The organism is Caballeronia sp. J97 (genome assembly GCF_905220305.1).
GTDB lineage: Bacteria > Pseudomonadota > Gammaproteobacteria > Burkholderiales > Burkholderiaceae > Caballeronia.
Window position 1 is genome coordinate 198,467 of sequence record NZ_CAJMZL010000007.1, and the last position, 20,470, is coordinate 218,936.

17 protein-coding genes are annotated in these 20,470 nt (G+C 56.2%); 6 read left to right on the forward strand and 11 right to left on the reverse strand.

Annotated features, from left to right (window positions below):
• The first annotated feature begins 108 nt into the window (after positions 1 to 108).
• Positions 109 to 1,083, forward strand: a complete 975-nt coding sequence (locus tag U4Y90_RS12995; RefSeq protein WP_321794974.1) for a tripartite tricarboxylate transporter substrate binding protein — start codon at positions 109 to 111, stop codon at positions 1,081 to 1,083.
• Between the two features lie 215 nt (positions 1,084 to 1,298).
• Here U4Y90_RS12995 and U4Y90_RS13000 read toward each other — a convergent pair whose 3' ends face one another.
• A complete protein-coding gene (locus U4Y90_RS13000; protein ID WP_225936536.1) occupies positions 1,299 to 1,457 on the reverse strand; it encodes a rubredoxin in 159 nt (52 codons plus the stop codon).
• Positions 1,458 to 1,895: 438 nt separating this feature from the next.
• Here U4Y90_RS13000 and U4Y90_RS13005 point away from each other — a divergent pair, with 438 nt between their 5' ends.
• The 3 genes from U4Y90_RS13005 to U4Y90_RS13015 all read left to right on the forward strand — a co-directional run bounded on the left by U4Y90_RS13005 (position 1,896) and on the right by U4Y90_RS13015 (position 4,735).
• The gene (locus tag U4Y90_RS13005; RefSeq protein ID WP_321794976.1) at positions 1,896 to 3,065 is read left to right on the forward strand and encodes a thiolase domain-containing protein; all 1,170 of its coding nucleotides are present in this window, start codon (positions 1,896 to 1,898) and stop codon (positions 3,063 to 3,065) included.
• A 6-nt stretch (positions 3,066 to 3,071) separates the two neighbouring features.
• On the forward strand, positions 3,072 to 3,476 hold the full coding sequence (locus U4Y90_RS13010) for a Zn-ribbon domain-containing OB-fold protein (RefSeq protein WP_106854497.1): 405 nt from the start codon (positions 3,072 to 3,074) through the stop codon (positions 3,474 to 3,476).
• Positions 3,477 to 3,565: 89 nt separating this feature from the next.
• Positions 3,566 to 4,735: a lactonase family protein gene (locus tag U4Y90_RS13015; RefSeq protein WP_321794977.1), complete on the forward strand. Its 1,170-nt coding sequence runs from the start codon at positions 3,566 to 3,568 to the stop codon at positions 4,733 to 4,735.
• A 39-nt stretch (positions 4,736 to 4,774) separates the two neighbouring features.
• Here U4Y90_RS13015 and U4Y90_RS13020 read toward each other — a convergent pair whose 3' ends face one another.
• Positions 4,775 to 5,611: an SDR family NAD(P)-dependent oxidoreductase gene (locus tag U4Y90_RS13020; protein WP_321794978.1), complete on the reverse strand. Its 837-nt coding sequence runs from the start codon at positions 5,609 to 5,611 to the stop codon at positions 4,775 to 4,777.
• Between the two features lie 297 nt (positions 5,612 to 5,908).
• On the opposite strand from U4Y90_RS13020, the gene U4Y90_RS13025 reads away from it, so the two are divergent.
• Together U4Y90_RS13025 and U4Y90_RS13030 are read left to right on the forward strand one after the other, a co-directional pair.
• Entirely contained in the window at positions 5,909 to 7,027 is a 1,119-nt protein-coding gene (locus U4Y90_RS13025) for a CapA family protein (RefSeq protein WP_321794979.1), read from the forward strand.
• A gap of 44 nt (positions 7,028 to 7,071) precedes the next feature.
• Positions 7,072 to 7,848 carry an SDR family oxidoreductase gene (locus tag U4Y90_RS13030; RefSeq protein ID WP_213232261.1) on the forward strand — a complete coding sequence of 259 codons (777 nt, stop codon included), beginning with the start codon at positions 7,072 to 7,074 and terminating at the stop codon, positions 7,846 to 7,848.
• A 23-nt stretch (positions 7,849 to 7,871) separates the two neighbouring features.
• On the opposite strand, the gene U4Y90_RS13035 is transcribed toward U4Y90_RS13030, so the two are convergent.
• The 9 genes from U4Y90_RS13035 to U4Y90_RS13075 all read right to left on the reverse strand — a co-directional run bounded on the left by U4Y90_RS13035 (position 7,872) and on the right by U4Y90_RS13075 (position 20,201).
• The gene (locus U4Y90_RS13035) at positions 7,872 to 8,633 is read right to left on the reverse strand and encodes an IclR family transcriptional regulator (RefSeq protein ID WP_321794980.1); all 762 of its coding nucleotides are present in this window, start codon (positions 8,631 to 8,633) and stop codon (positions 7,872 to 7,874) included.
• A 534-nt stretch (positions 8,634 to 9,167) separates the two neighbouring features.
• Positions 9,168 to 10,730, reverse strand: coding sequence for a tripartite tricarboxylate transporter permease (locus U4Y90_RS13040; protein ID WP_321794981.1), 1,563 nt, complete (start codon positions 10,728 to 10,730; stop codon positions 9,168 to 9,170).
• The gene (locus tag U4Y90_RS13045) at positions 10,730 to 11,194 is read right to left on the reverse strand and encodes a tripartite tricarboxylate transporter TctB family protein (RefSeq protein WP_321794982.1); all 465 of its coding nucleotides are present in this window, start codon (positions 11,192 to 11,194) and stop codon (positions 10,730 to 10,732) included. Before U4Y90_RS13045 ends, U4Y90_RS13040 begins: the two co-directional genes overlap by 1 nt.
• Before the next feature lie 463 nt (positions 11,195 to 11,657).
• Complete coding sequence (gene tcuB, locus U4Y90_RS13050; RefSeq protein WP_321794983.1) at positions 11,658 to 12,824, reverse strand: tricarballylate utilization 4Fe-4S protein TcuB; 1,167 nt, start codon at positions 12,822 to 12,824, stop codon at positions 11,658 to 11,660.
• Positions 12,811 to 14,220: an FAD-dependent tricarballylate dehydrogenase TcuA gene (tcuA, locus tag U4Y90_RS13055; protein ID WP_321794984.1), complete on the reverse strand. Its 1,410-nt coding sequence runs from the start codon at positions 14,218 to 14,220 to the stop codon at positions 12,811 to 12,813. Before tcuA ends, tcuB begins: the two co-directional genes overlap by 14 nt.
• A 1,110-nt stretch (positions 14,221 to 15,330) precedes the next feature.
• Complete coding sequence (locus tag U4Y90_RS13060) at positions 15,331 to 16,125, reverse strand: enoyl-CoA hydratase/isomerase family protein (RefSeq protein ID WP_321794985.1); 795 nt, start codon at positions 16,123 to 16,125, stop codon at positions 15,331 to 15,333.
• Positions 16,126 to 16,205: 80 nt separating this feature from the next.
• Entirely contained in the window at positions 16,206 to 16,949 is a 744-nt protein-coding gene (locus U4Y90_RS13065; RefSeq protein ID WP_321794986.1) for an enoyl-CoA hydratase/isomerase family protein, read from the reverse strand.
• A gap of 34 nt (positions 16,950 to 16,983) precedes the next feature.
• On the reverse strand, positions 16,984 to 18,027 hold the full coding sequence (locus tag U4Y90_RS13070; RefSeq protein ID WP_321794987.1) for a CDP-6-deoxy-delta-3,4-glucoseen reductase: 1,044 nt from the start codon (positions 18,025 to 18,027) through the stop codon (positions 16,984 to 16,986).
• 44 nt (positions 18,028 to 18,071) lie between these two features.
• Positions 18,072 to 20,201, reverse strand: a complete 2,130-nt coding sequence (locus U4Y90_RS13075; protein ID WP_321794988.1) for an acetate--CoA ligase family protein — start codon at positions 20,199 to 20,201, stop codon at positions 18,072 to 18,074.
• Positions 20,202 to 20,470 lie beyond the last annotated feature (269 nt).

The window sequence follows — 20,470 nt, forward strand, 5'->3', positions numbered from 1 at the left end:
GGTAAGCCAACGTTAGAGCTACTGATCTCGAGAATCGGACTTTTCTGGTAATTCCGAACTGCCCGGCGCCGGGATTGAGAAACATCTACCTTTCAAGAGTCGACTCCATTGCCAAAGCTTCTAGTCAATCTCGCGAACGTCTTTTGCATTTCTCTTATTTCAGCGACCCAGGTGCACGCTGAAGATTCATTTCCTTCACACCCTGTCCGGATCATTGTGAACACCGGTCCGGGCGGCCTGCTCGATGTAACGACACGTCTGATTGCCCAGCAAATGAGTTTCAGCCTTAAACAGTCCGTCATCGTCGAAAATCGGGCCGGCGGCGATGGTCTGGTAGGCATCAACGTCGTCAAGGAGGTTCGGCCCGACGGATACACCCTGTTAGCATCCGCGGGCACTATGGTTTATCAGCAATCGGTGCGACAGGATCCAGGCTACAACCTCTTGAGCGACTTCACCGGAATCGGGTTCATCGGTAGATCGCCCCTACTTCTCGAAGTCTCTACCAGCGAACCAGAGAAAGCCCTTTCAGACTTCATAAGCCGCGCGAAAGCGAATCCAGGCAAGCTTTCGTATGCATCGGCTGGCATCGGAACCGGGACACATCTAGGGGCGGCACTCTATCTTCAGAAGGCTGGGTTGCAACTTCTGCACGTCCCTTACAAGGGCAACGGACCAGCGATGCCTGACGTGATGAGCGGTCGTGTGAATATGATCTTCGAAGCTTACAGCAGCAGTAAGGGCTATCTGGACGGAGGTAAGCTTCGAGCCCTCGGAGTTACGTCAAACTCAAGGCTCAAGGCGCTACCGAATGTTCCAACCTTGGCTGAGCAAGGAGCTCCCGGGTATAGTTTCTACACCTGGATGGGCCTTGTCGCACCCGTCGGAACCCCGAAAGACGCAGTTCAACGTCTTTCAGAAGCACTGCGCGACTCGATAAACAATAATTCGCTTCGAGAGCGATTGGCTAGTCAAGGCATTGAGACGTCTCCCATGACGCCCCTGGAGTTCAATAAGTATCTTAGGAATGAAGTGTCAGAAGTGAACCGAGTCGTTACCAACCTCGGAATACAAAAACAATAACGCGAACATTCTAAGGTCGCGGAACGCGCCCTGTCCCGTGCCCTTAGGGATCGCGAGAACGACGGAGACCTGCGCCGAGCTGCCCGCTATGCTCGGCGCGGGTGGTTTTAAGAAGATCCTCAAGACAAGGAAGCATGCGGAGATCTGGCGTTTTTGCGGCCCGAATCAAATGCTCGATATCAAATGATGAAGTATCGGCGCAAGCCCCACGTCTATCAAACCTCCACCATTTCGAAATCACTCTTTCCCACCGAGCACTCCGGGCATAGCCAGTCGGCGGGCACATCTTCCCAACGCGTGCCAGCAGGGATGCCGTCCTCGGGAATACCCTCGGCCTCGTCGTAAATGAAACCGCAAAGAACACACTGCCACACCTTAAAGTCCGACTGAGCCGGCGCATCCGCCGAAACATCGTCAAGTTCGTTCAATTTCGCGTTCATACTTTCCTCAACAACCGGCACTACCAGCCGGTATAAAACGCAGTCGCTAGACGAAAACGAGCCCTGCAACTCAGTGTCGATTAAAAAGCTGCACTTGCAGGTCGTCGCCCACGAGACAACGAGCCCGAGAAGGCTCTCACCGAAACCGTGTTGAAGCCGGCGGCCCCGAGCACATCAAGCACCACCCCCTCTGTCTCCTCCCCATTTACGTTACCCCGCCCACACCACCAATGGTATCATTGGTTTTACAGAACAGCACCGGTTTCACTCACAGAAACTTGATCACGGTGCTAGCGGTTCATGACCAGGCCCCCCAGGCACCAGGCGCGTGCTGGGAGTCGCAACTTCACCTGTTGAAGAGGAGTTGAGCGTATGACTGTTAAAGGCAAGGCTTACATCGTTGGAGCCTATGAGCATCCATTACGTAAAGCACCCAATCACTCTGTTGCCCAATTGCATGCCGAGGTAGCAAAAGGCGCAATAGAAGATGCCGGATTGACCAAAGATGATATCGACGGCTTCTTTTGCGCCGGCGACGCCCCAGGAGCCAACGCCTGGTCTCTGGCGAATTACCTAAACCTCAATCAACTGAAGCATATCGATTCGACGGACATGGGAGGGTGCTCCTACTTGATCCACGTTGCTCATGCCGCGGAGGCGATTGCCGCCGGGAAATGCAACGTCGCGCTCATCACACTCGCGGGCCGGCCAAATTCCGAGGGAATCTCAGGAACACAGGTTCGCGTTCGCGGCGTGAACCTGCCTGACGCGCCCTACGAGCTCCCGTACAGCCCCGTGACGTTGAACCTATATGCAATGGCTGCGATGCGTCATATGCATGAGTACGGCACGACTAGCGAGCAACTCGCGTGGGTCAAAGTTGCGGCTTCACACCACGCGCAATACAACGCTCAAGCAATGTTGCAGTCCGTCGTAACGGTCGACGAGGTTTTGGCATCGCCGATGATTTCCGATCCTTTGCACCGTCTCGACTCCTGCGTTGTGAGTGACGGCGGCGGGGCAATTATCGTCGCGCGCCCCGAAATCGCTAAAAGCCTGACCCGTCCGAAGATTAAGCTTTTAGGCTGCGGTGAATCAACGAAACACCAGATGGGCGGGAAGATTGACCTGACGTACACAGGTGCAGCATGGACCGGTCCGCGTGCTTTTGAAGAGGCAGGCTTGTCGCCATCTGACATCCAGTATGCGTCAATCTACGACAGCTTCACCATCACTGTAATTCTCCAACTCGAAGACCTCGGTTTCTGCAAGAAGGGGGAAGGCGGCAAATTTGTCGCCGACGGTAACTTGATCTCCGGTTCAGGGAAGCTCCCTTTCAACACTGATGGCGGTGGTCTCTGTAACAACCACCCATCGAACAGGGGCGGTATGACAAAAATCATCGAAGCAGTGCGGCAACTGCGCGGAGAAGCTCACGCCAAGGTGCAGGTCCCTGATTGCGCGCTGGCGCTTGCTACCAGTATCGGCGGCGCTATTGGTCATCGCCATGGAGCAGCCACCATTATCTTGGAACGGGAGTGAGAAGAGATGACTGCACAGAATCCTGAAAGAAAGATTGGCGACCCCGCGATGAATCCGGGCGACGAGCCATATTTCGCGGCCGCAAAGGAAGGCCGGCTATTGATCAAACGCTGCAACTCCTGCGGGCAGCCGCATCACTATCCCCGCCAACTGTGTCCATTCTGCTGGAGTTCGGATGTAGTCTGGAGCGATGCAAGCGGCGATGGAGAAATCTACACCTACAGCGTGACTCGACGGGGAGCGGGAGCACCCTATTGCATTGCGTACGTGGCGCTTGATGAGGGACCTGTGGTGATGACAAACATCGTCGACGTCGATTTAGACACGGTGAAGATCGGCCAGCGCGTAAAGGCCGTCTTCAAAACATCAGCGAATGGCACGTCAATCCCGATGTTCACTCCGTCTTCGTAAGAATGTTTCTGCGCACGCCAGCCGTGACGGTCCCCTGCTGAGACCGACAGCTGACAAACAACTGAGCGATCCACACTCTTGGAGGAGACATGACAGGGAAGGTGTTCTTGTATAGCGCCGTCGACAACGTCCTGACCCAATACCAGGTCGACGTTGCTTCGGGCGTTCTGGAGAGAAGGTGCAGCATCCAGGTCCCTGCGAAAATTCAGTATGCGTGGCCACATCCGTCGCGCCAGTACCTCTACCTAACGACCAGCAACGGTGGCCCCAGGGTCAAGTCGGACTACAACCACGTCAGTGCGTTCGCCATCGGGCCAGACGGAGCCCTGACGCAGCACGGCAATCCGCAGCCACTCGACCGGCGCGCGGTCCACATGTGCGTCGACCCGACCGGACAGTTCATCTTGAACGCGCACAATCATCCGATGAGCGGCATAACCGTTCATAGCATCAACGCGGATGGGACTATTGGCAAAGCAGTTGAGCAACCGCACTCTCTCGACTATGGAATCTATCCTCACCAGGTGATGACATTTCCATCCGGAGATGCGGCACTCATTGTCGATCGAGGGAACAACCCACAGGGCGACAAGCCCGAGGACCCCGGCGCTCTTCGCTCGTTCAAAATGCGCAATGGTGTGCTTGATGTCGGAAACGTCGCTGCGCCATGGGGAGGGTATGGGTTCGGGCCACGGCATGTCGACTTCCACCCATCCAAACCCTGGCTTTACGCGTCTGACGAGCGTATGAACCGCCTGTATATGTTCCGCATCACTGACGGTCGTATAGAACAAGAACCAGCTTATACACGAGAGACGCTCGCAGACTCCAAAAGCGTCGCTGCGCGGCAAATTGCCGGCCCGATCCACGTTCACCCGTCCGGTCGATACGTTTATGTCGCCAATCGAGCCGACCACTCAATCGAAAAAGATGGCCAAAAGGTCTTTGCGGGCGGCGAAAACAACATTGCAGTGTATGTGCTTGATCAAGCTACCGGCGAACCGCAACTCATGCAACATGCCGACACGCATTCCTTTCACGTCCGGACCTTCGCGTGTGACCCAAGCGGCTCGTTGCTCGTGACAGCGAGCATCAAGGCTCTCTCTGTCGAGGTTGGTACAGGACTTAAAGAGGTCCCTGCAGCCCTGAGCGTTTTCCGGATAGGTGAAGATGGAAGTCTCGACTTCATGCAGAAGTACGATGTCGAGACTTCCGGGAATGAACTTCAATATTGGATGGGAATTGTCTCAGCGAAGTAAGGCTTTGTGCCGTATTCGCCAAAAGGCGAATACGGCAACTCAGATTCGATTCAGAATGCGGCCGCCGTCGACAAGAAGCGAAACGCCAGTGACGAAATCCGCTTCGTCAGAAGCAAGGTAGAGCGCGGCGTTCGCAACATCCCAAGCGCTGCCCTGACGCCCGAGCGGTACTTTGGCATCACGGTCCGCCAACACCTGCTCGCGTGACTGGCTCCATTCACGAACCCGAGCTTCAACCGCCATCGGTGTCGCAATCAACCCCGGCAGCACGCAGTTGGCGCGAATCCCAAACGGCGCATTTTGCAGCGCGAGTTGTTCTGTAAACGCGATCACCCCCGCTTTGGTGGCCTTGTACGCCACGTAGGGATATTTCCCAGGCCCTGCGGCGGATGACACGTTGACAATCGAGCCCGAGCGCTGCGCACGCATGATCGCGACGGCGTGTTTGCAAGCGAACACCGTTCCTCGCAAATTAATTCGGCATATATTGTCGAACTTGTCTTCGGTGATGTCCATTAAATCAGCGTCACCGCCGCCCAAGCTGACCCCGACGTTGTTGTGGAGTACGTCCAGCGAGCCCCACCGCTCTTTTGCGCCGTAGATGGCTTGGACAAGTTCATTCTCACGAGTCACGTCCGCGCCGAACGCAACGGCCTCAAAACCTTCGGCCCGGATCATCTCGGCCGTTTCCTCAGCTGACTCGATCGACCGGTCGACGGCCACCACGCGCGCCCCTTCCCGCGCGAAGCGAACGGCTGCCGCCCTGCCGTTGCCGATCCCTTCCCCAGGCGCCTGTCCTGCCCCAATGACCACCGCGACTTTCCCTTCCAGTCGAGCCCTCCTCGTCCATCCTTGCCCGCGATCACTTCTATCCATGTCTGTCCTCGCTATGTCTCGTATATGCAGCCGGTTGCGCTTCCCAAGCCTCCTCGATCCACAAGATAGACTCGTGGACCGACAAGAAAATGCTATCATGGGTTCCTATAATCAGCACGCGTTTCATTGAACGGAACTCAAAGAATCGATCTCGCTTGAGAGCGCCCTCTTGAAACCCTGAGGGCGTGATCTCTCATATGGTGGGACAATTTCGACTGGAAGAAGAGGATTTTTCGGAAAGACTCGGCGTCGACCGGGTCAGAAGGTCTCAGCGGACCGAACATCAAAGGAGGCGCAATGTCAGACACTTCAACCGTAGTTATTGCTGGAGATTGTGGACCCACCCATGGGCCCGCTGAGGGATACCCGATTGAGGGCTACACTGAGCTGGTCCAGCCGGTTTTGGAGAAGGCGAACTTCCGGTTCGTCAACTGTATGCGGACCTATTCGACTCGCGGGGTCAAGTCTGACCATGCACCGCAGGTGTGTCAGCCCGTAGAAATGTCGAAGCTCTTCACCGGAGGGCTGTTCGATGCTGTAACAATGTCCAACAACCATAGCTATGACGCTGGACCTGACGCTCTTGTGGATACGAGAGACCTGCTCATGGAAAGCGGCGTCCAGGTTACGGGCGCAGGACGTAATCTCGCGGAGGCGCGCCAGCCCGCGATTGTCGAGCGCAACGGCGTAAAGGTCGGTTACCTGGGCTACACCTCGGTAGGAGCGGCCGGCAGTGACGCCGGACCTCAGAAGCCCGGCGTGACAAATGTGCGGATCAAGACGACCTATGAAACGCGCGGGCCGCATCAACCTGTGCGCGTGCAGACCGAACCTAATGCTGACGACCTAGGGCGACTCATTGAGGACGTCACCGCCTTACGCGCTCAGGTTGATGTAGTCATCCTGGCCTTCCACTCTGGTGTAATCCGCCTACCACGGGTGATCTCCGACTACCAAGTCACCGTGGCGCATGCGGCGATCGACGCAGGTGCCGATATGGTCGTGTGCCACGCACCCCATATTCCGAAGGCTATCGAGGTTTACAAGGGAAAGGTAATCTTTTACAGCTTGGGTGTTTTCGCCATGACAAAGTCCTTTGCTGCTCCTTCGTGGACCAATGAGCCGGCTTGGGCGCACGGTGCTGTCAGGAACCATACCGACCTAGACCCTACCTACCCCCTCATGCCTTACGGGAAGGACTGCACTCTTGGTCTGCTGGCAAAGGCAGAAGTTTCAAAGAACGGGATTGGCCGGGTTTCATTTCTGCCGATGACCTTCGATGACCGCTATCGCCCCCAAGTGTTGCTGCGCGATGACAAGCGTTTTGACGACCTCGTCGCATACATGGAATGGGTCTCCGAAGACATGCCACACCGCTTCGAAGTGGTCGGAGACGAAGTGCTCATCACCGGCTAAGCGTGCGAACGCTATTGAAAACGTACACCTGAGGCAAGCTGATTATGGATTTGGGAATACGCGGCAAAACGGCATTGGTCACCGCCTCGAGCGGGGGAATGGGTCGAAACATTGCACATGCGCTAGCCGCCGAGGGGGTCAATCTGGCGCTTTTTGCGCGCTCTGCGGACAAGCTGCAGGCAATAGCGCAGGAAATTGAGGCACAGCATGGCGTCCGAGCGCTGGCGATTCCGGGCAGCATGCTCTCTCGCAGTGATGTCGACAGCCTTGTGCGAAGGCTACAAACCGAATTTTCAGGCGTGGACATCGCCGTCCTCAACACGGGCCGCCCACCAAACCCCATCCGCGCCACGGTCGAAGAGACCGAAGAGGAACGATGGACCGAGGCGTATCAAAGCCAGTTGTGGGGGACGATCCAGGTGGTGAGTCAGCTTACGCCACAGATGATGACGAGGGGTTGGGGGCGAATCATCGCCGTCACCTCTGCGTCTGTAAAGGCGCCAATGCCGCACCACAGTCTCTCGACCGTCTTCAGGGCGGGCGTGACCGCCTATATGAAGCACTTGGCCAACGAAGTGGGAACGAAAGGCATCACGGTCAACTGCGTAGCGCCCGCGCTGATCGAAACGCCTCACCGCGCGGGTTCCGCAGCGTACACTCCAGAACAGGCCGAAGCACGAAAGAAGCTTACGCCACTGGGGCGCATGGGAACTCAGCAAGAACTCACGGGGGTGGTCACTTTTCTCGCGTCGATGCAAGCAGGTTTCATCACCGGTGCGACGGTGCCGGTGGACGGTGGGATGGTTAGCTCATTATTTTAGGTCTGAAACGACCACGTGGACGCTCAGGGCTCGTCGATAGGGACAGACAGTTCAGCCTGCCCCCCAAATTGCCGCGAAATGCTCGATGCGGCGTCCACGACTAGCTTCACAAACTCTTTCTCATGCATCTGCATTCGAACCGTAGGCGCGCCAACGGACAGGCAGTAATGCACCTCTTCATTGACATCCGTGATTGGCGCGGAGATTGCCGAAATTCCCATCAGCCGCTCCCCATGCGACACGGCAAACCCAGCTTCGCGAACCCGCTCAAGCTCCGCAAGGAGCTCAGCTTTAGTTTGCTTTGACGCCTTACCTACGCTCGCAAGTAACGGAGTGAGCTCAGCCTTCGGCATAAAAGCCATCAGCACCTTTGACCCAGAGCCAGCCTGCAGCGGGATCTGCTCGCCTGCTTGAACGACCGCCCTCAATGGCGCCATAACGGTCGATATCGATTCGATACAGATTCGGTTACGTCCGGACACAGTATGCAGCGAGACCGTCTCTTTCGTCTTCTCTGCAAGATCAGTCATGAACGGTCGCGCAATCTCGCGGATACCGAGGGTACTTTTCACAAGGCCTGCGAGGCGCGTAAACCGGAAGGAAAGACAGTACTGCTGGTCCTCCAATCGCACGAGGTAACCTGCCTGCTCGAGGCTCTGGACGATACGAAAAGTCGTCGACTTTGGCAGCTCAATGCGGTCAGAGATCTGCTGGAGCGATAGACTGCTTCGTTCAGTGCTGAAACTCTCAAAAACCGCCAAAATCCGTTCCACCGAGCGCATCATAGGATGAAGTTCCGTTCGAATATTTCTGTGATGCTGTATGGTACAACAGCACAGGTGGCTTCGCGATACAGAGCCATGTCCGACGACGCTTTCTCGAGCAAAATTCCTCAGATACCGCATGCGAGAGGCACATCGAAGCCCACAAATAATCTTGTATAAAGTGGACTTTTATCGAGGACTACAATCGTCTGGCAGCTGGAGCCGCGTTTCTGAACGGTAGCGTGCGCGGAGTTCGGACAACCATTTAACCCTTCATACGAGTCAGAGAGCCCCGGGATCACATCGAGGCTCGCGCCGACCCTCTCAATCACAGAGATTGAGCGACCCACATCTGCCTCTTGGGTGATCGCCATACCGCTGGCATCGCAACGCGCATTGCTAGTACATAGACTTTGCTCAAAAAAAGAGGGCGCCTCCCACATAACACGGTTGGCGCCCCACCCCTGAGAGGATTTTTTCGCCGCCGAGCTTGACTCAACGTTACAGAGAACAGGCGGCGGCCATCGCTTCTAACTGAAATTCCGGAAGCTCAGACTAGTCTTCGGCTACAACAGTATTTGACAGAGACGGGGCCTGTTTGTCGGCGTCCGCCAGCGGGCCCTTCTTCTTTCTTGCACCGCGCCATGCGAAGTACGCTTGACCAACGATAAGCAGCATACAGGCAGACATGAACGCCGCGCTGATGGGTCGCTCAATGAAGATCCCCATATCGCCTCTTGAAAGCAGCAGCGCACGTCGAAAGTTCTCCTCGACCATTGGCCCGAGTACGTACCCCAACAAGATCGTTGCAACGGGGAATTTGAGTGCTAACAGTATGGCTCCGATGATACCGAACACGAGGACCTCGGCAACTTCGAACAGGCTATTGTTCGTGCTATAGACCCCGATCGCAATGAAAAACAACGCCGACGGATACATCAGCCGGTACGGAACCTGAAGCAGCTTCACCCAAATTCCAATCATCGGCACGTTCAAGATCAGGAGAAGCACGTTTCCGATCCAGAAGCTAGCAATCAGTCCCCAGAATAGATCCGCATGTTCAGTGATGAGTTGCGGACCCGGCTGGTACCCCTGAATCAGCAACGCCCCAAGAAGCAATGCCATCACTGCGTCCCCGGGGATACCAAGGGTCATCGTTGGAATGAAGTCAACCTGCGTTTTAGCGTGCGTGGACGCTTCGGGACTCGCCACCCCTTCGATTGCGCCTTGCCCGAACCGGTCAGGATCCTTCGCGATTTTTCTCTCTAAAGCATACGCAATGAACGTCGTGATGGTCGGCCCGGTGCCTGGCATCGCGCCGAACAAGGTACCAACGCACGTTCCGCGTACCATAGGCCAAAACGCCTGCTTTAATTCCTTGACCGATGGCCGCATATCGCGAAAACGAACTTTGGCCTGCGTACCGATGAATGCGACTCGGTTGACACTGAGCATGAAGTCGGCAACGCCGAAAAGACCCATCGCAAGAGCCACAAGTTCAATTTTGTCTGAAAGCTCTGTAAAGCCGAAGGTGAAGCGTTGGATACCAGTATTGACATCCGTACCGACAATGCCCAAAAGGAGCCCGAAGACCGTCATCGCGATTCCCTTTAGTTTAGAACCGCGTGCCATCGTCGAGCCCGCGATAAGTCCGAGCATCATGATCGAAACAATTTCGGTCGGCCCAAACTCAAAGGCGACCTTTACAAGCAATGGGGAGGCAAAGATCATGACGATAATGCCGACCGAGGCCGCAAAGAACGATGCAACCATCGTGATGCCGAGCGCCGTACCACCCTTCCCCTGCTTGGTCATCGGATACCCATCAATGCATGTCACCGCATGTGGTGGATGGGAAGGAAGGTTAAGCAAGATCGCGCCGAGTGCGCCGCCATACTGTGAGCCGTAAAAGATCCCCGCTAACATCAAGAGCGCAGGAACAGCATGCATCGAATAAGTGAGCGGCAACAACATGGCGATTGCCGACAGCGCGCCCATCCCGGGAAGCACACCAATCAGGTTGCCGACGAGCACCCCGAAGAAAGACCAGAACAGGTTCTGCGGCAGCAACGCAACGCTGAAGCCGAACCACAAGTCGTGAAGTGTCTGAGCGATCATTAGAAACCCCACTTGAACAAAGGCAACTGAATTTGCAACGCCCACCAGAAGACCACAATCGCGACCCCAACTAGCGCGATGGCGAGAAGCGCAGCGGATTTCCACGTGTTCTTTCGATCACCGAGTGCCGAAATAAATACGACGGCGAACGTCGCGACGACGAGCCCCAAATACCTCGCGAGGACAACGAACGCCATCACGCCGAGGCATATGAGAAACCAGGCCTTCCACTCCGCGCCGTGGTGTTCTTTCCCTTCTTCAGCAGGCGACGAGAGACGACCCTGCACAGCGATCGCAATTCCGACTACGGTCAGGATGGCACCAAGCGCAAATGGGAAATACCCTGGCCCCATCTGGCTGAGTGAACCTAGATGTAACGACATTGAATGTATTGCTACTGCAATCCCAATGCCAAACATCAAGACGCCTCCAATGACATCCCTGTTTAGGCTTTTTCCAAACATCACGCCTCCTTTTAGATATTTCTAAGCGCCGTTACGCGCCGATCTAGCTACCGTCTCACGCCTCCAGACCCAGCGAATTCTCGGGTGCCTGAAAATCCGCTAGAAAGAGCTGGTACGCGGCGATGCCATCGAAGTGCACAACGGCATCGCACACGCTTCCGGCCGCTGCGTCGACCAAAAACGATCGGAAGGCGGTTCGGCAACGACCGAGCGTCGTTGATAAGTGGCTACGACCTCTCACGCTGGAAGCGCGAAGATGGAATGTCTTGAGGGGCATGATCTTCGTTTGAGGACTTCGGGCGACTCTTGCGATGTCGTAACAACATCACTTGCACCCGTAAGACACTCAGTCTCCTGTATTTAAAGAATTCACACGCATCTGAATGCCGAGTTCGATAGTGGAGTGACAATCCCAATCGATCGACGCGGTACACCTAGTTAATTTGCTAACCTACACATTTAATCAATCTTCAACCAACAGGGTAGACGGCTTTCTCTTTTCGATTGCCCATTTCAGCAAAGCCGCCGTGCGGAAGATTCCATGTGCGAATTTTCCGTATGGAAGGGTCGCGAAAAGAGCCATGACTACCCCAAGATGAACCGCGAGTAATACGGGCATCGCAGAGGTTTCCCTTAGAGCCAATAGAATCAGCCCGGTTAATGCGGTTAACCACAGGAGAACAATGAAACCAACATCCATACTTCTTTGGCCACGGTCTCCATGGAGCGGGTGCCGCTTCAGATTAAGGACAAAGAGTCCGCTAGTTCCGGCGAGCAAGCTCATACCGCCGAACGATCCAAGAAACACCGGAAGGCTGCTGAGTGCATATGGCGCCTCCCACTTGAAGAGATAATGGTAGGCGGTCGCCACGCACGTCGAGGCGAAGCACAGTAAGAATCCATAGAAGGTAAAGTGATGGAAACGCCTGCGTGCGAGTGAGTACGCGTCGTCCTTGTTGTTGCATCCATCTCCATGGCCGCCTCCAAGATAGCGAAGGCTCAATACGTCACCGGCGGTTTCCGACGCAGCAGACATTGACGGCGCGCCGGGATTTTCGTTCCTCCAGAACTGTCTCACTCCGATGCCCAAGGCCAGCGCTGCAAAGGCAAAAACAACGCCGAACATCAATGCCAGGAGATTGTGTGGAAAAACTGCGTAAAAATTCGCACCCGCGGCAGGTACCGATCCCGCCGTCATGTACATTCCGAGCACGAGGAAAAGCGCCAAACCACTCGCGAGCGCGGCCGACACCGTCAGCCCGTTACGCTTGTAAAGCCGTCCGAACGCTGAGGGCCACGCATAGTCGACGTAGGTAGTCAAGCGGACTTGTGCCATCGCTTTGGGCACGTTCACTGCAAACTCGTGCGGCGGTGCGTATTGGCAGGAATGAAGGCACGCACCGCAGTTGTGGCAGAGATTGGCCAGAAAATGCACGTCAGAGCGATCGAATTCCAGCCTGCGAGTCATAGCCGGAAAAACGGCGCAAAAGCCCTCGCAGTAGCGACAAGCGTTGCAAATCTGCATGATTCTGCTTACTTCGTTCTCTTGCTCCGACAGAGCAGATCGAACGATGATTTCGTTCTTAGCGAGGGCAGATGCCTCTCGAGCCAAAGCTTCAAGCGATTGCATGGTCATGTTTCCCTTTCACGTTTCTTGCCGCGAGTGCAGCCTGAGTACCTGCGATGCGGCCAAATGCGGTGCCGATAGCCATACCGACCCCCGCCGTATATCCTTTCCCGAGGACGTTGCCCGCCATCATCTCCCCTGCTACGAAGAGATTTTCGGACGGGGTTCCGTCGAAGTAGACGGCCGCGCGGGGGTCAGTCCTCAGCCCCAGATAGGTAAAAGTGATGCCTGGGCGAAGCGCGTAGGCGTAGTACGGAGGTTTGTCGAGAGGTTGCGCCCAGTGCGTTTTCGGGGGCATTAGATTCTCGGTATGGCAGTCGTCAAGAATGGCATGGTTGAACGTCCCTACTCGACACGCCGCGTTATACGACTCGATCGTGTTCATGAACCGTGCTTCATCTATCTTCATCGCACGGGCAAGTTCAGGGAGCGAATGAGCTCGAGTGCCGGGAAATACAGGGGGCATGAATCGCCCCACAGCCTTCGAATCGATCACTGAATATGCGATTTGCCCAGGTTGCTGAGCAACGAGGCGTCCCCAGATCGCATAGCGTTTAGGCCAAAAATCTTCGCCTTCGTCGTAGAAACGGTCTCCGTCTCGATTGAGGACGACTCCAAGCGAAACGCAATCAACTCGCGTGCAGATGCCTCCATCGTAGAGCGGCGCTCGCGCATCGATAGCCACACAATGCGATTGAGACGGATCTCCGATAGTATCGGCACCCGCGTCAATCATGAATTTGAGCAAGGTTCCCATGTTGAAGCGGGTACCCCGGATCAGGAAGTTGTCTGCGATCCACTGACCGTTCACCTGCCCCCACGCTTCCCGCAGCCACTCGCGATTCGATTCAAATCCGCCAGCGGCGAGCACGCAAGTACGTGCCTCAATGCGCTCAGAGCCAATTCGAGCGGCCACGAAGCGCTCGCCATCGCGCTCGATCGAATCAACTGGCGCGTTGTAGCGAATTTGAACGCCGAGCGTTTCCGCGCTACGGTAGTAAGCGTTCACCAACGCCTTACCGCCGCCCATGAAGAAGGCGTTAGTTCGCGCGACGTGCAAGGCTCCAGACAGCGGTGGCTGGAATCGAACTCCATGTGCACGCATCCAGTCTCGACAGTTCGACGAAGCTTTGATTGCAATTCGGGCGAGTTTCTCATCGGTCAACCCACCAGTAACCTTGAGAAGGTCCTGCCAATACTCTTCTTCGGGATAAGCATCGACTAGCACGTCTTGGGGTGCGTCGTGCATGCAGCGCAGGTTACGCGTGTGTTGAGAATTCCCTCCACGCCACTCTTTTGGCGCGGCCTCGAGCACGAGAACTGAAGCACCCGCTTCTCGCGCCATCAGGGCAGCGCAAAGGGCTGCGTTGCCACCTCCAATCACAAGCACATCTATCATCGTCTCGCTCCGACTGACATTTTTTTTCAGTGTAGGCCTCGGGGTTTTTGATCAAAACTAGGATCGAGGCAACACGTCTTCACAAACACTTAACTCTTACCGCGATGCACGCGAAACCTGTTTTGTTCGTGCGAACAGCGAGGCTTGTTCGTTATTGACGTCTTCGCGGTTTGAATCCTTCGCTCAAGCAATGCGAAGTTCTTAAATCACGGCTGGCTCAGACACACACACTGAACATCGGGCGCCTTGCAGATGGGGGAAGGACGCTCCACGAACCGTCGTCGTGACGGAAGAAGAAAATGACAAGGTCTCGGTCCGACTGAATCGTCTCGACGCAAACTCCTCGAAACGGATTCGATTTCACCGGTATGGTTCGAGTGACCCGGATCCCACTTGCCGGCGCTGAGCCAAACCACTTGTGAACCAACCAGCGTAATGACTGCCCGTCCGTTCTCATCATCAACTCCTCGCCTGTTCCTCACCTTCAGCGTTAGAGGAAACTTCATCCGACGCCTCGTCCCGCATCTGTAATCCAACGAATCCGGTCGAGTTCCTTTCCCGGAACCGACTCCGCCGCGACGTCTATCCTGTCGTGACTTTAGTCTACAACCAATTTCGTTGATTGGTACAAGTTTCACTCATCGGAACATGGAGCTCGTCGATTTTTTTGGCTAGGCCGAATCAGGGCCCGAAACGTCGAATAAGCGCAGGAGGTCTGCCGCGCTACGGTTGTCAGCAAGCGTCGTGGGACTAGCGCGACCTCGCTTGCGGTTACGTCAATGTTGGCGGCAGATTGCACGAGGGGCCGCATGCGCTGTCGGCAAGCGCTCGCGAGAGCGGGACGCGACCGGTTAGCATTCCGCTTCGAGAGGGCGGCGATCCTTTCTCCGACCCACGAACGCCTAACTGCGCCCATCAGAAGGCCGTTTCGTAATAAGAAACCCGCATCGAGTGTTCGAATGTGCGCCCGTTTCGCGCGACGGCAAGGCGGGCGAGTTGAGTTCGCTCAGGTCAAGCTCCCTACGCGTACCGACGTCGAGACGAACCAACGTCGGACACGCGGGGAGTCATTGATGACGAAATGGAGAGCGATGGGTGATGCGGGAGCGATTAGCTTCCCCGATACTTCGGCTTGCGCTTCTCTTTATACGCGGAGATTGCTTCTCTGTAGTCGTCCGTGGATTGGATAACCGCCATGTGCGCTGCCACAGACTCGAGGCTTGTGCGCAAATCGGTACGTAGTGACTGATACATTAGCTTCTTAATGTCGCGAATCTGAATAGGCGGACCCTCAGCCAGGCGCGTAGCGAACGTAAGCGTTTCTTGAAAAAGATCCGCATCATTGAAGACACGATTGGCGAGGCCGACCTTCAGTGCTTCGTCTGCAGAAACGAAGTCTCCCGTCCACAGCAACTCAAGCGCTCTCGCGGGCCCGACGAGTCGAGGTAAGAAGTAACAGCCGCCGTTTCCAGGAATGAGGCCGACCTTCACGTACCCCTCTGAGAACCGAGCCGAAGTCCCTGCAAAACGGATGTCGCACATTAGGGAGAGGTCCATTCCCGCCCCGACTGCTGCGCCGTTGACCGCAGCAATCAAAGGCTTCTCGAATTCCTCGACAGCCAACGCTACCTGATGCGTGACCTTCTGCAAACGGAGCTTTCGTTCAAGTGGTGTCGGGTCTCCGGCGGCCCTTTCGGCCGCACGTCGTCCGAGATCGCCCCCGGAACAGAACGCGTCTCCAGCCCCGGTAATTACAAAACAGCCGATATCGTTATCTTCGTTTGCTTCTTTTAGGGCGTTGCGAAGGACCTCCAGCATTTCCTCGCTAAGCGCGTTCTTCTTTTCGGGTCGATTCAGTCGTGCGACGAGTACACGGTCAATTCTTTCAAGCTCGAGGTCCGCCATTTGGTCTCCTTGCCAAGGCACGTTTCTACAGTCCATTCGTCGCGTGTCGCCAACTATTAAGAATAGTCGGCGCCCGTTACCTACTTCGCAACCTTCTGTCGATGCCGCGCGTGCTCCTCTCGCGCCTCGTTCAAAGCTTTTTTGAGCGAGCGGTTGATCCAGCGCTTGTTCGCCGCGAAGGCGTGAGGATCCTTAGACCCGAGCCCTTCGGCGACGACCTCGGCGGCCGATTGCAACTCACTAGGTGGGACGACGCTCGTGATCAAACCGCGACTCAGAGCCTCCCGCGCCGGCATACGCCTCCCCGTCTGAATAAGATCCAATGCGAGGGCACGACCTCCGATCACTTCAAGAATGTTCGCCCCGGAGAACGTTGGGATGCTCAGATTGATCTCGGGCAATGTCAGTTCTGCTTCGTCAGCGGCAACACAGGCGTCTGACAAAAGCGCGAGCATCGCTCCGGCTCCGCTTGCGGTACCGTTAAGGACCGTAATCACCGGCTTCGGACAGTTCATGACCGCATCCTGCAACGATGCCAACGCGTGGGAGCGGCGCTCACGTTGGCCCGCCTGATCCCCGTCCTCCGGCCTTTCGCGCACATCCACCCCAGCGCTAAACACGCGGGTTCCAGCACCTGTCAGAAGAATTGTTTGCACGTCAGCATTGCTGCCCGCCTCAACGATTGCGGAAGTCATGCGCTCCACCATCGCGACCGTCATCGCATTTGCTTTCTCGGCGCGGCTTATCGTTATCCAGATCTGAGCATTACGCTGCTCGACGCCCACAGCGATAGTCGCTGAACCAGGACTGACAGCTTGCATCATTGCATCTCCTTATGTTCTTTCCGCTCGAGTGGCCTCAGGCCGCCGGCGTTGCGCCCGACACGAAGATATCGGCGAAAAATTCAGTTTCTGGCAGACGGCGTTCGTTAATGAAGTCCTTGCGCGCTGATTGAACAACGATTGGCGCCCCGCATGCATAAACTTGATGCCGCGAAAGATCGGCAAAGTCTTCCATTACGGCTTGATGCACGAACCCGGATCGTCCAGTCCAGTTGTCTTCCGCCGATGCATCCGATATCACCGGAACATAATTGAGTCCGACGTCCTTTACCCAACCTTTGGCAACCTCATCCAAATAGAGGTCCTTCGGCCGCCGGCCACCCCAATACAACGTCATAGGACGGCCGTGACCCTTGCGAACCTCTTGCTCGATCATCGCTTTGATAGGCGCGAACCCCGTCCCGCTCGCAACGAAAATGATCGGCTTCTCGGTAGCTTCGCGGATGAAGAAGGTACCGAGCGGCCCTTCGAACCTGAGAAGGTCGTTCTCGGCCATCTTTCCGAACACGTGCCGACTGAATGGCCCGTCGTAGTTGCGCAGATGCAGCTCAACGAACCCCGAGTCATCGGGCGAGTTGGCGATGGACAAGCTTCGACGAATACCACCTGGAATAGCGATGTTGATGTACTGGCCGGGCAAGAACGTCAGACTCTGATTGGCCGGAAGTCGCAGACGAATCCGCATTACGTCGTCTGCTAGCCGCTCAAGGCGATCCACTCGACAGGCCAACTTGCGCACCGGATAGCCCTCCACCACCGGAACCACGTTGCATTCGACGGTCAACGCAGAACGTGGTTTAGATTGGCAGAGCAGCGTGTAGCCGTCGTCGATTTCCGCTTGCGTAAGCGTTGCCGATTGAGCCATACCAGGGTCTAACTCTCCGTCGACCACCCGCGCCTTACACGACCCACACACACCGCTTTTACAGCTGTAGGGCAGCGGATATCCGGCGCTTAGCGCGGCCTCGAGAATGGTCTGCTCAGATCGCACTTCCAAGGTACGGTCCAGCGGTTTGAAGAGGACTGGGAAGGTATCCGACAAAACTTGACCTTCACTCATGACAGGTTCACCTTTTACAAACTGGAGGGTATTTACGGTGCCGCTTACTCGTTGCCCGCGGTGGATGGAATGATCAGGGCGTCTGCTGCGACCACACCTTGCGGGAGCACGAAGAGGGGATTAACGTCGACCTCTTTCACGATATCTCGGTTGTCCCACGCAAACCGGGAAAGCGCCGAGAGAGCCTGGGCCACGGCTTCAACATTGAGGGCAGCGGATCCGCGCGCGCCGTCCATGATCCGTCGGCATTGCAGTTCGTCAACCATCTCTCGAGCAGTCTTCACGTCAAAGGGCGCGAGGCGGCAAGCGGAATCTCGAAGAAGCTCGGTATAAATGCCTCCCGCCCCGACCACGACCACGGGGCCGAACACCTCATCATTCACGACGCCAGCGATCAGCTCGAAGCCACCCCGGACCATTTCAGAAACCAACACACCTTCAATGCGTGCCGCCGGTGCGCGCGTTCGCGCATTCTCAAGAACCTCTGCGATCGACGATTCGAGTTCTTCTCGCGTGCGCAACCCCACCTTAACGCCACCGATTTCGGTCTTGTGCGGAATGTCGGGGGAGACAATTTTTACGACCAAAGGACCCTGCAGCGTATCAAAAACCGCGCCGTCGATACCCTCGACGATGACATCCTTCGTGACTGGAATGCCTGCTGCGGCCAAAATTTCCTTCGACTCGGTTTCCGACAAACTTCCCTTCTTGATTGCGTCCGAGAGATCGTTGGATTGAGCTCCAGCGTCTTCTGCCTCTAACGCGTGCGCTGAGGCAGTCAGCTTCACCTTAGCTTCGCCGTATCGCTTGAGCATTGCGATCGCTCTGGCCGCACGTGAAGGCGACGGAAGAACGGGAATTCTCGCGCGGTCGAAGATCTCCAGAGCGGGAGCAATCTGGTCTGCGGGAGCTGAAGAGAAGACAAGCACCGGCTTATCGGTTTCACTTGCAATGCCCGCCAAGACTTCAGCAGCAGCGACGCTCCCGGCGTTGCCGGTCGTAGCAAGGTTGACGCAGACCGAGTGGACCGATGGATCGTCGAGCGTGGCAAGAACCGCCGCCTTCAACTTTTCGCGGTTTGCAGCGGAGAAGTAGCCAGCAGTCAGGTCAATGGGGTTGTGTACTGCTCCGATATTCGGGACGACGTCCTTGAGCCGTGCTTGCGTGCTTTCACTAAGGTCGCACAGGGAGAGCCCCTCCGGCTCCCCCGCATCGGCGAACACGATTGCCGATCCTCCCGACACGCCCATGACACCAACCCCGCCACCAGACGGGTACTTTGCACCGGCAAGCGCCTTCAGAAAGTCGACAGCCTCGTGAATCTCCCGGACCTCGACGATTCCAGTCTGCTTGAAAAGCGCGCGATAGAAGTCGTAGCTACCTGTAAGACTTGCAGTGTGTGAGGCTGCTGCGCGAGCTCCTTGCTCCGTCACGCCCCCTTTCCAAAGGAGCACGGGCTTCCCTGCCGCCAGGGCGCGGCGCCCAACGTTCAGCAGCGCGCGTCCGTCCCTTGTACCTTCGATATATGCGACGATGATTTCGGTTTCGGGATCGTCCAGGAGGGCATCGATAAGCTGAACGGTATCGATGTCGGTCTCGTTTCCTGTCGCAATCACATGGCGAAAACCCACCCCGGCGGCGGCGCACCCAAGGGCGAGGCTATAGCCGAATCCGCCGCTTTGCGTCACGAGAGAAACCGATCCCGCCTTGAGCTTCGGCTCGCGCGTAATGCTGCCGAATGCGGCATATACGTTAGAGTGAATATTCGCAAATCCAAGACAATTCGGTCCGATGAGACGCATGCCCGAGTCACGGGCGATCGTGAGCATCTTCTTTTCCAGATCAATGCCTTCCGGGCCGCTCTCACGGAAGCCACCGCTCAACACAACAGCGAACGGGACCTTCTTGGCAGCGCTTTGCTCGAGAACAGCCAGAACACCTTTTGCGGGCACACCAATGACGACGAGATCCACCGGTCCGTCAATGTGATCAACTGTCGGGTAGCACTTCAACCCCTCGAACTGCTCGTACTTGGGGTTGACTGGATATACCTTTCCCGCGAACCCATTCTTGAGCAACGCCCGGACAGCTTGGGAACCGGGGCGAGCCGCGTCGTCCGACACGCCCACGACTGCGACGGATCGGGGTTCAAATAACTTTTTGAAGGAGTTCATAGTTCAATAAATCTCGGGCTTGAGCTAGATGCCGCTCGGATTGAAACGAAAAATGCACGGTCACGACGCGTCATCGATGTACCGCTGGTTGACTGAACTCTATTCCTGGAAAACTGCCACGTCAACCAAAAATGGAATTGGTTTCGACTAATGGAACCCGAGCCCCTGTCACGTCGCTACAACGACCGAAACGGCCACCTCCTCGCATATCGCGCTTAGCGAGTATGCGGTTCCGATAATCGGAACCCGTGCTACTTATCAAAACCCGT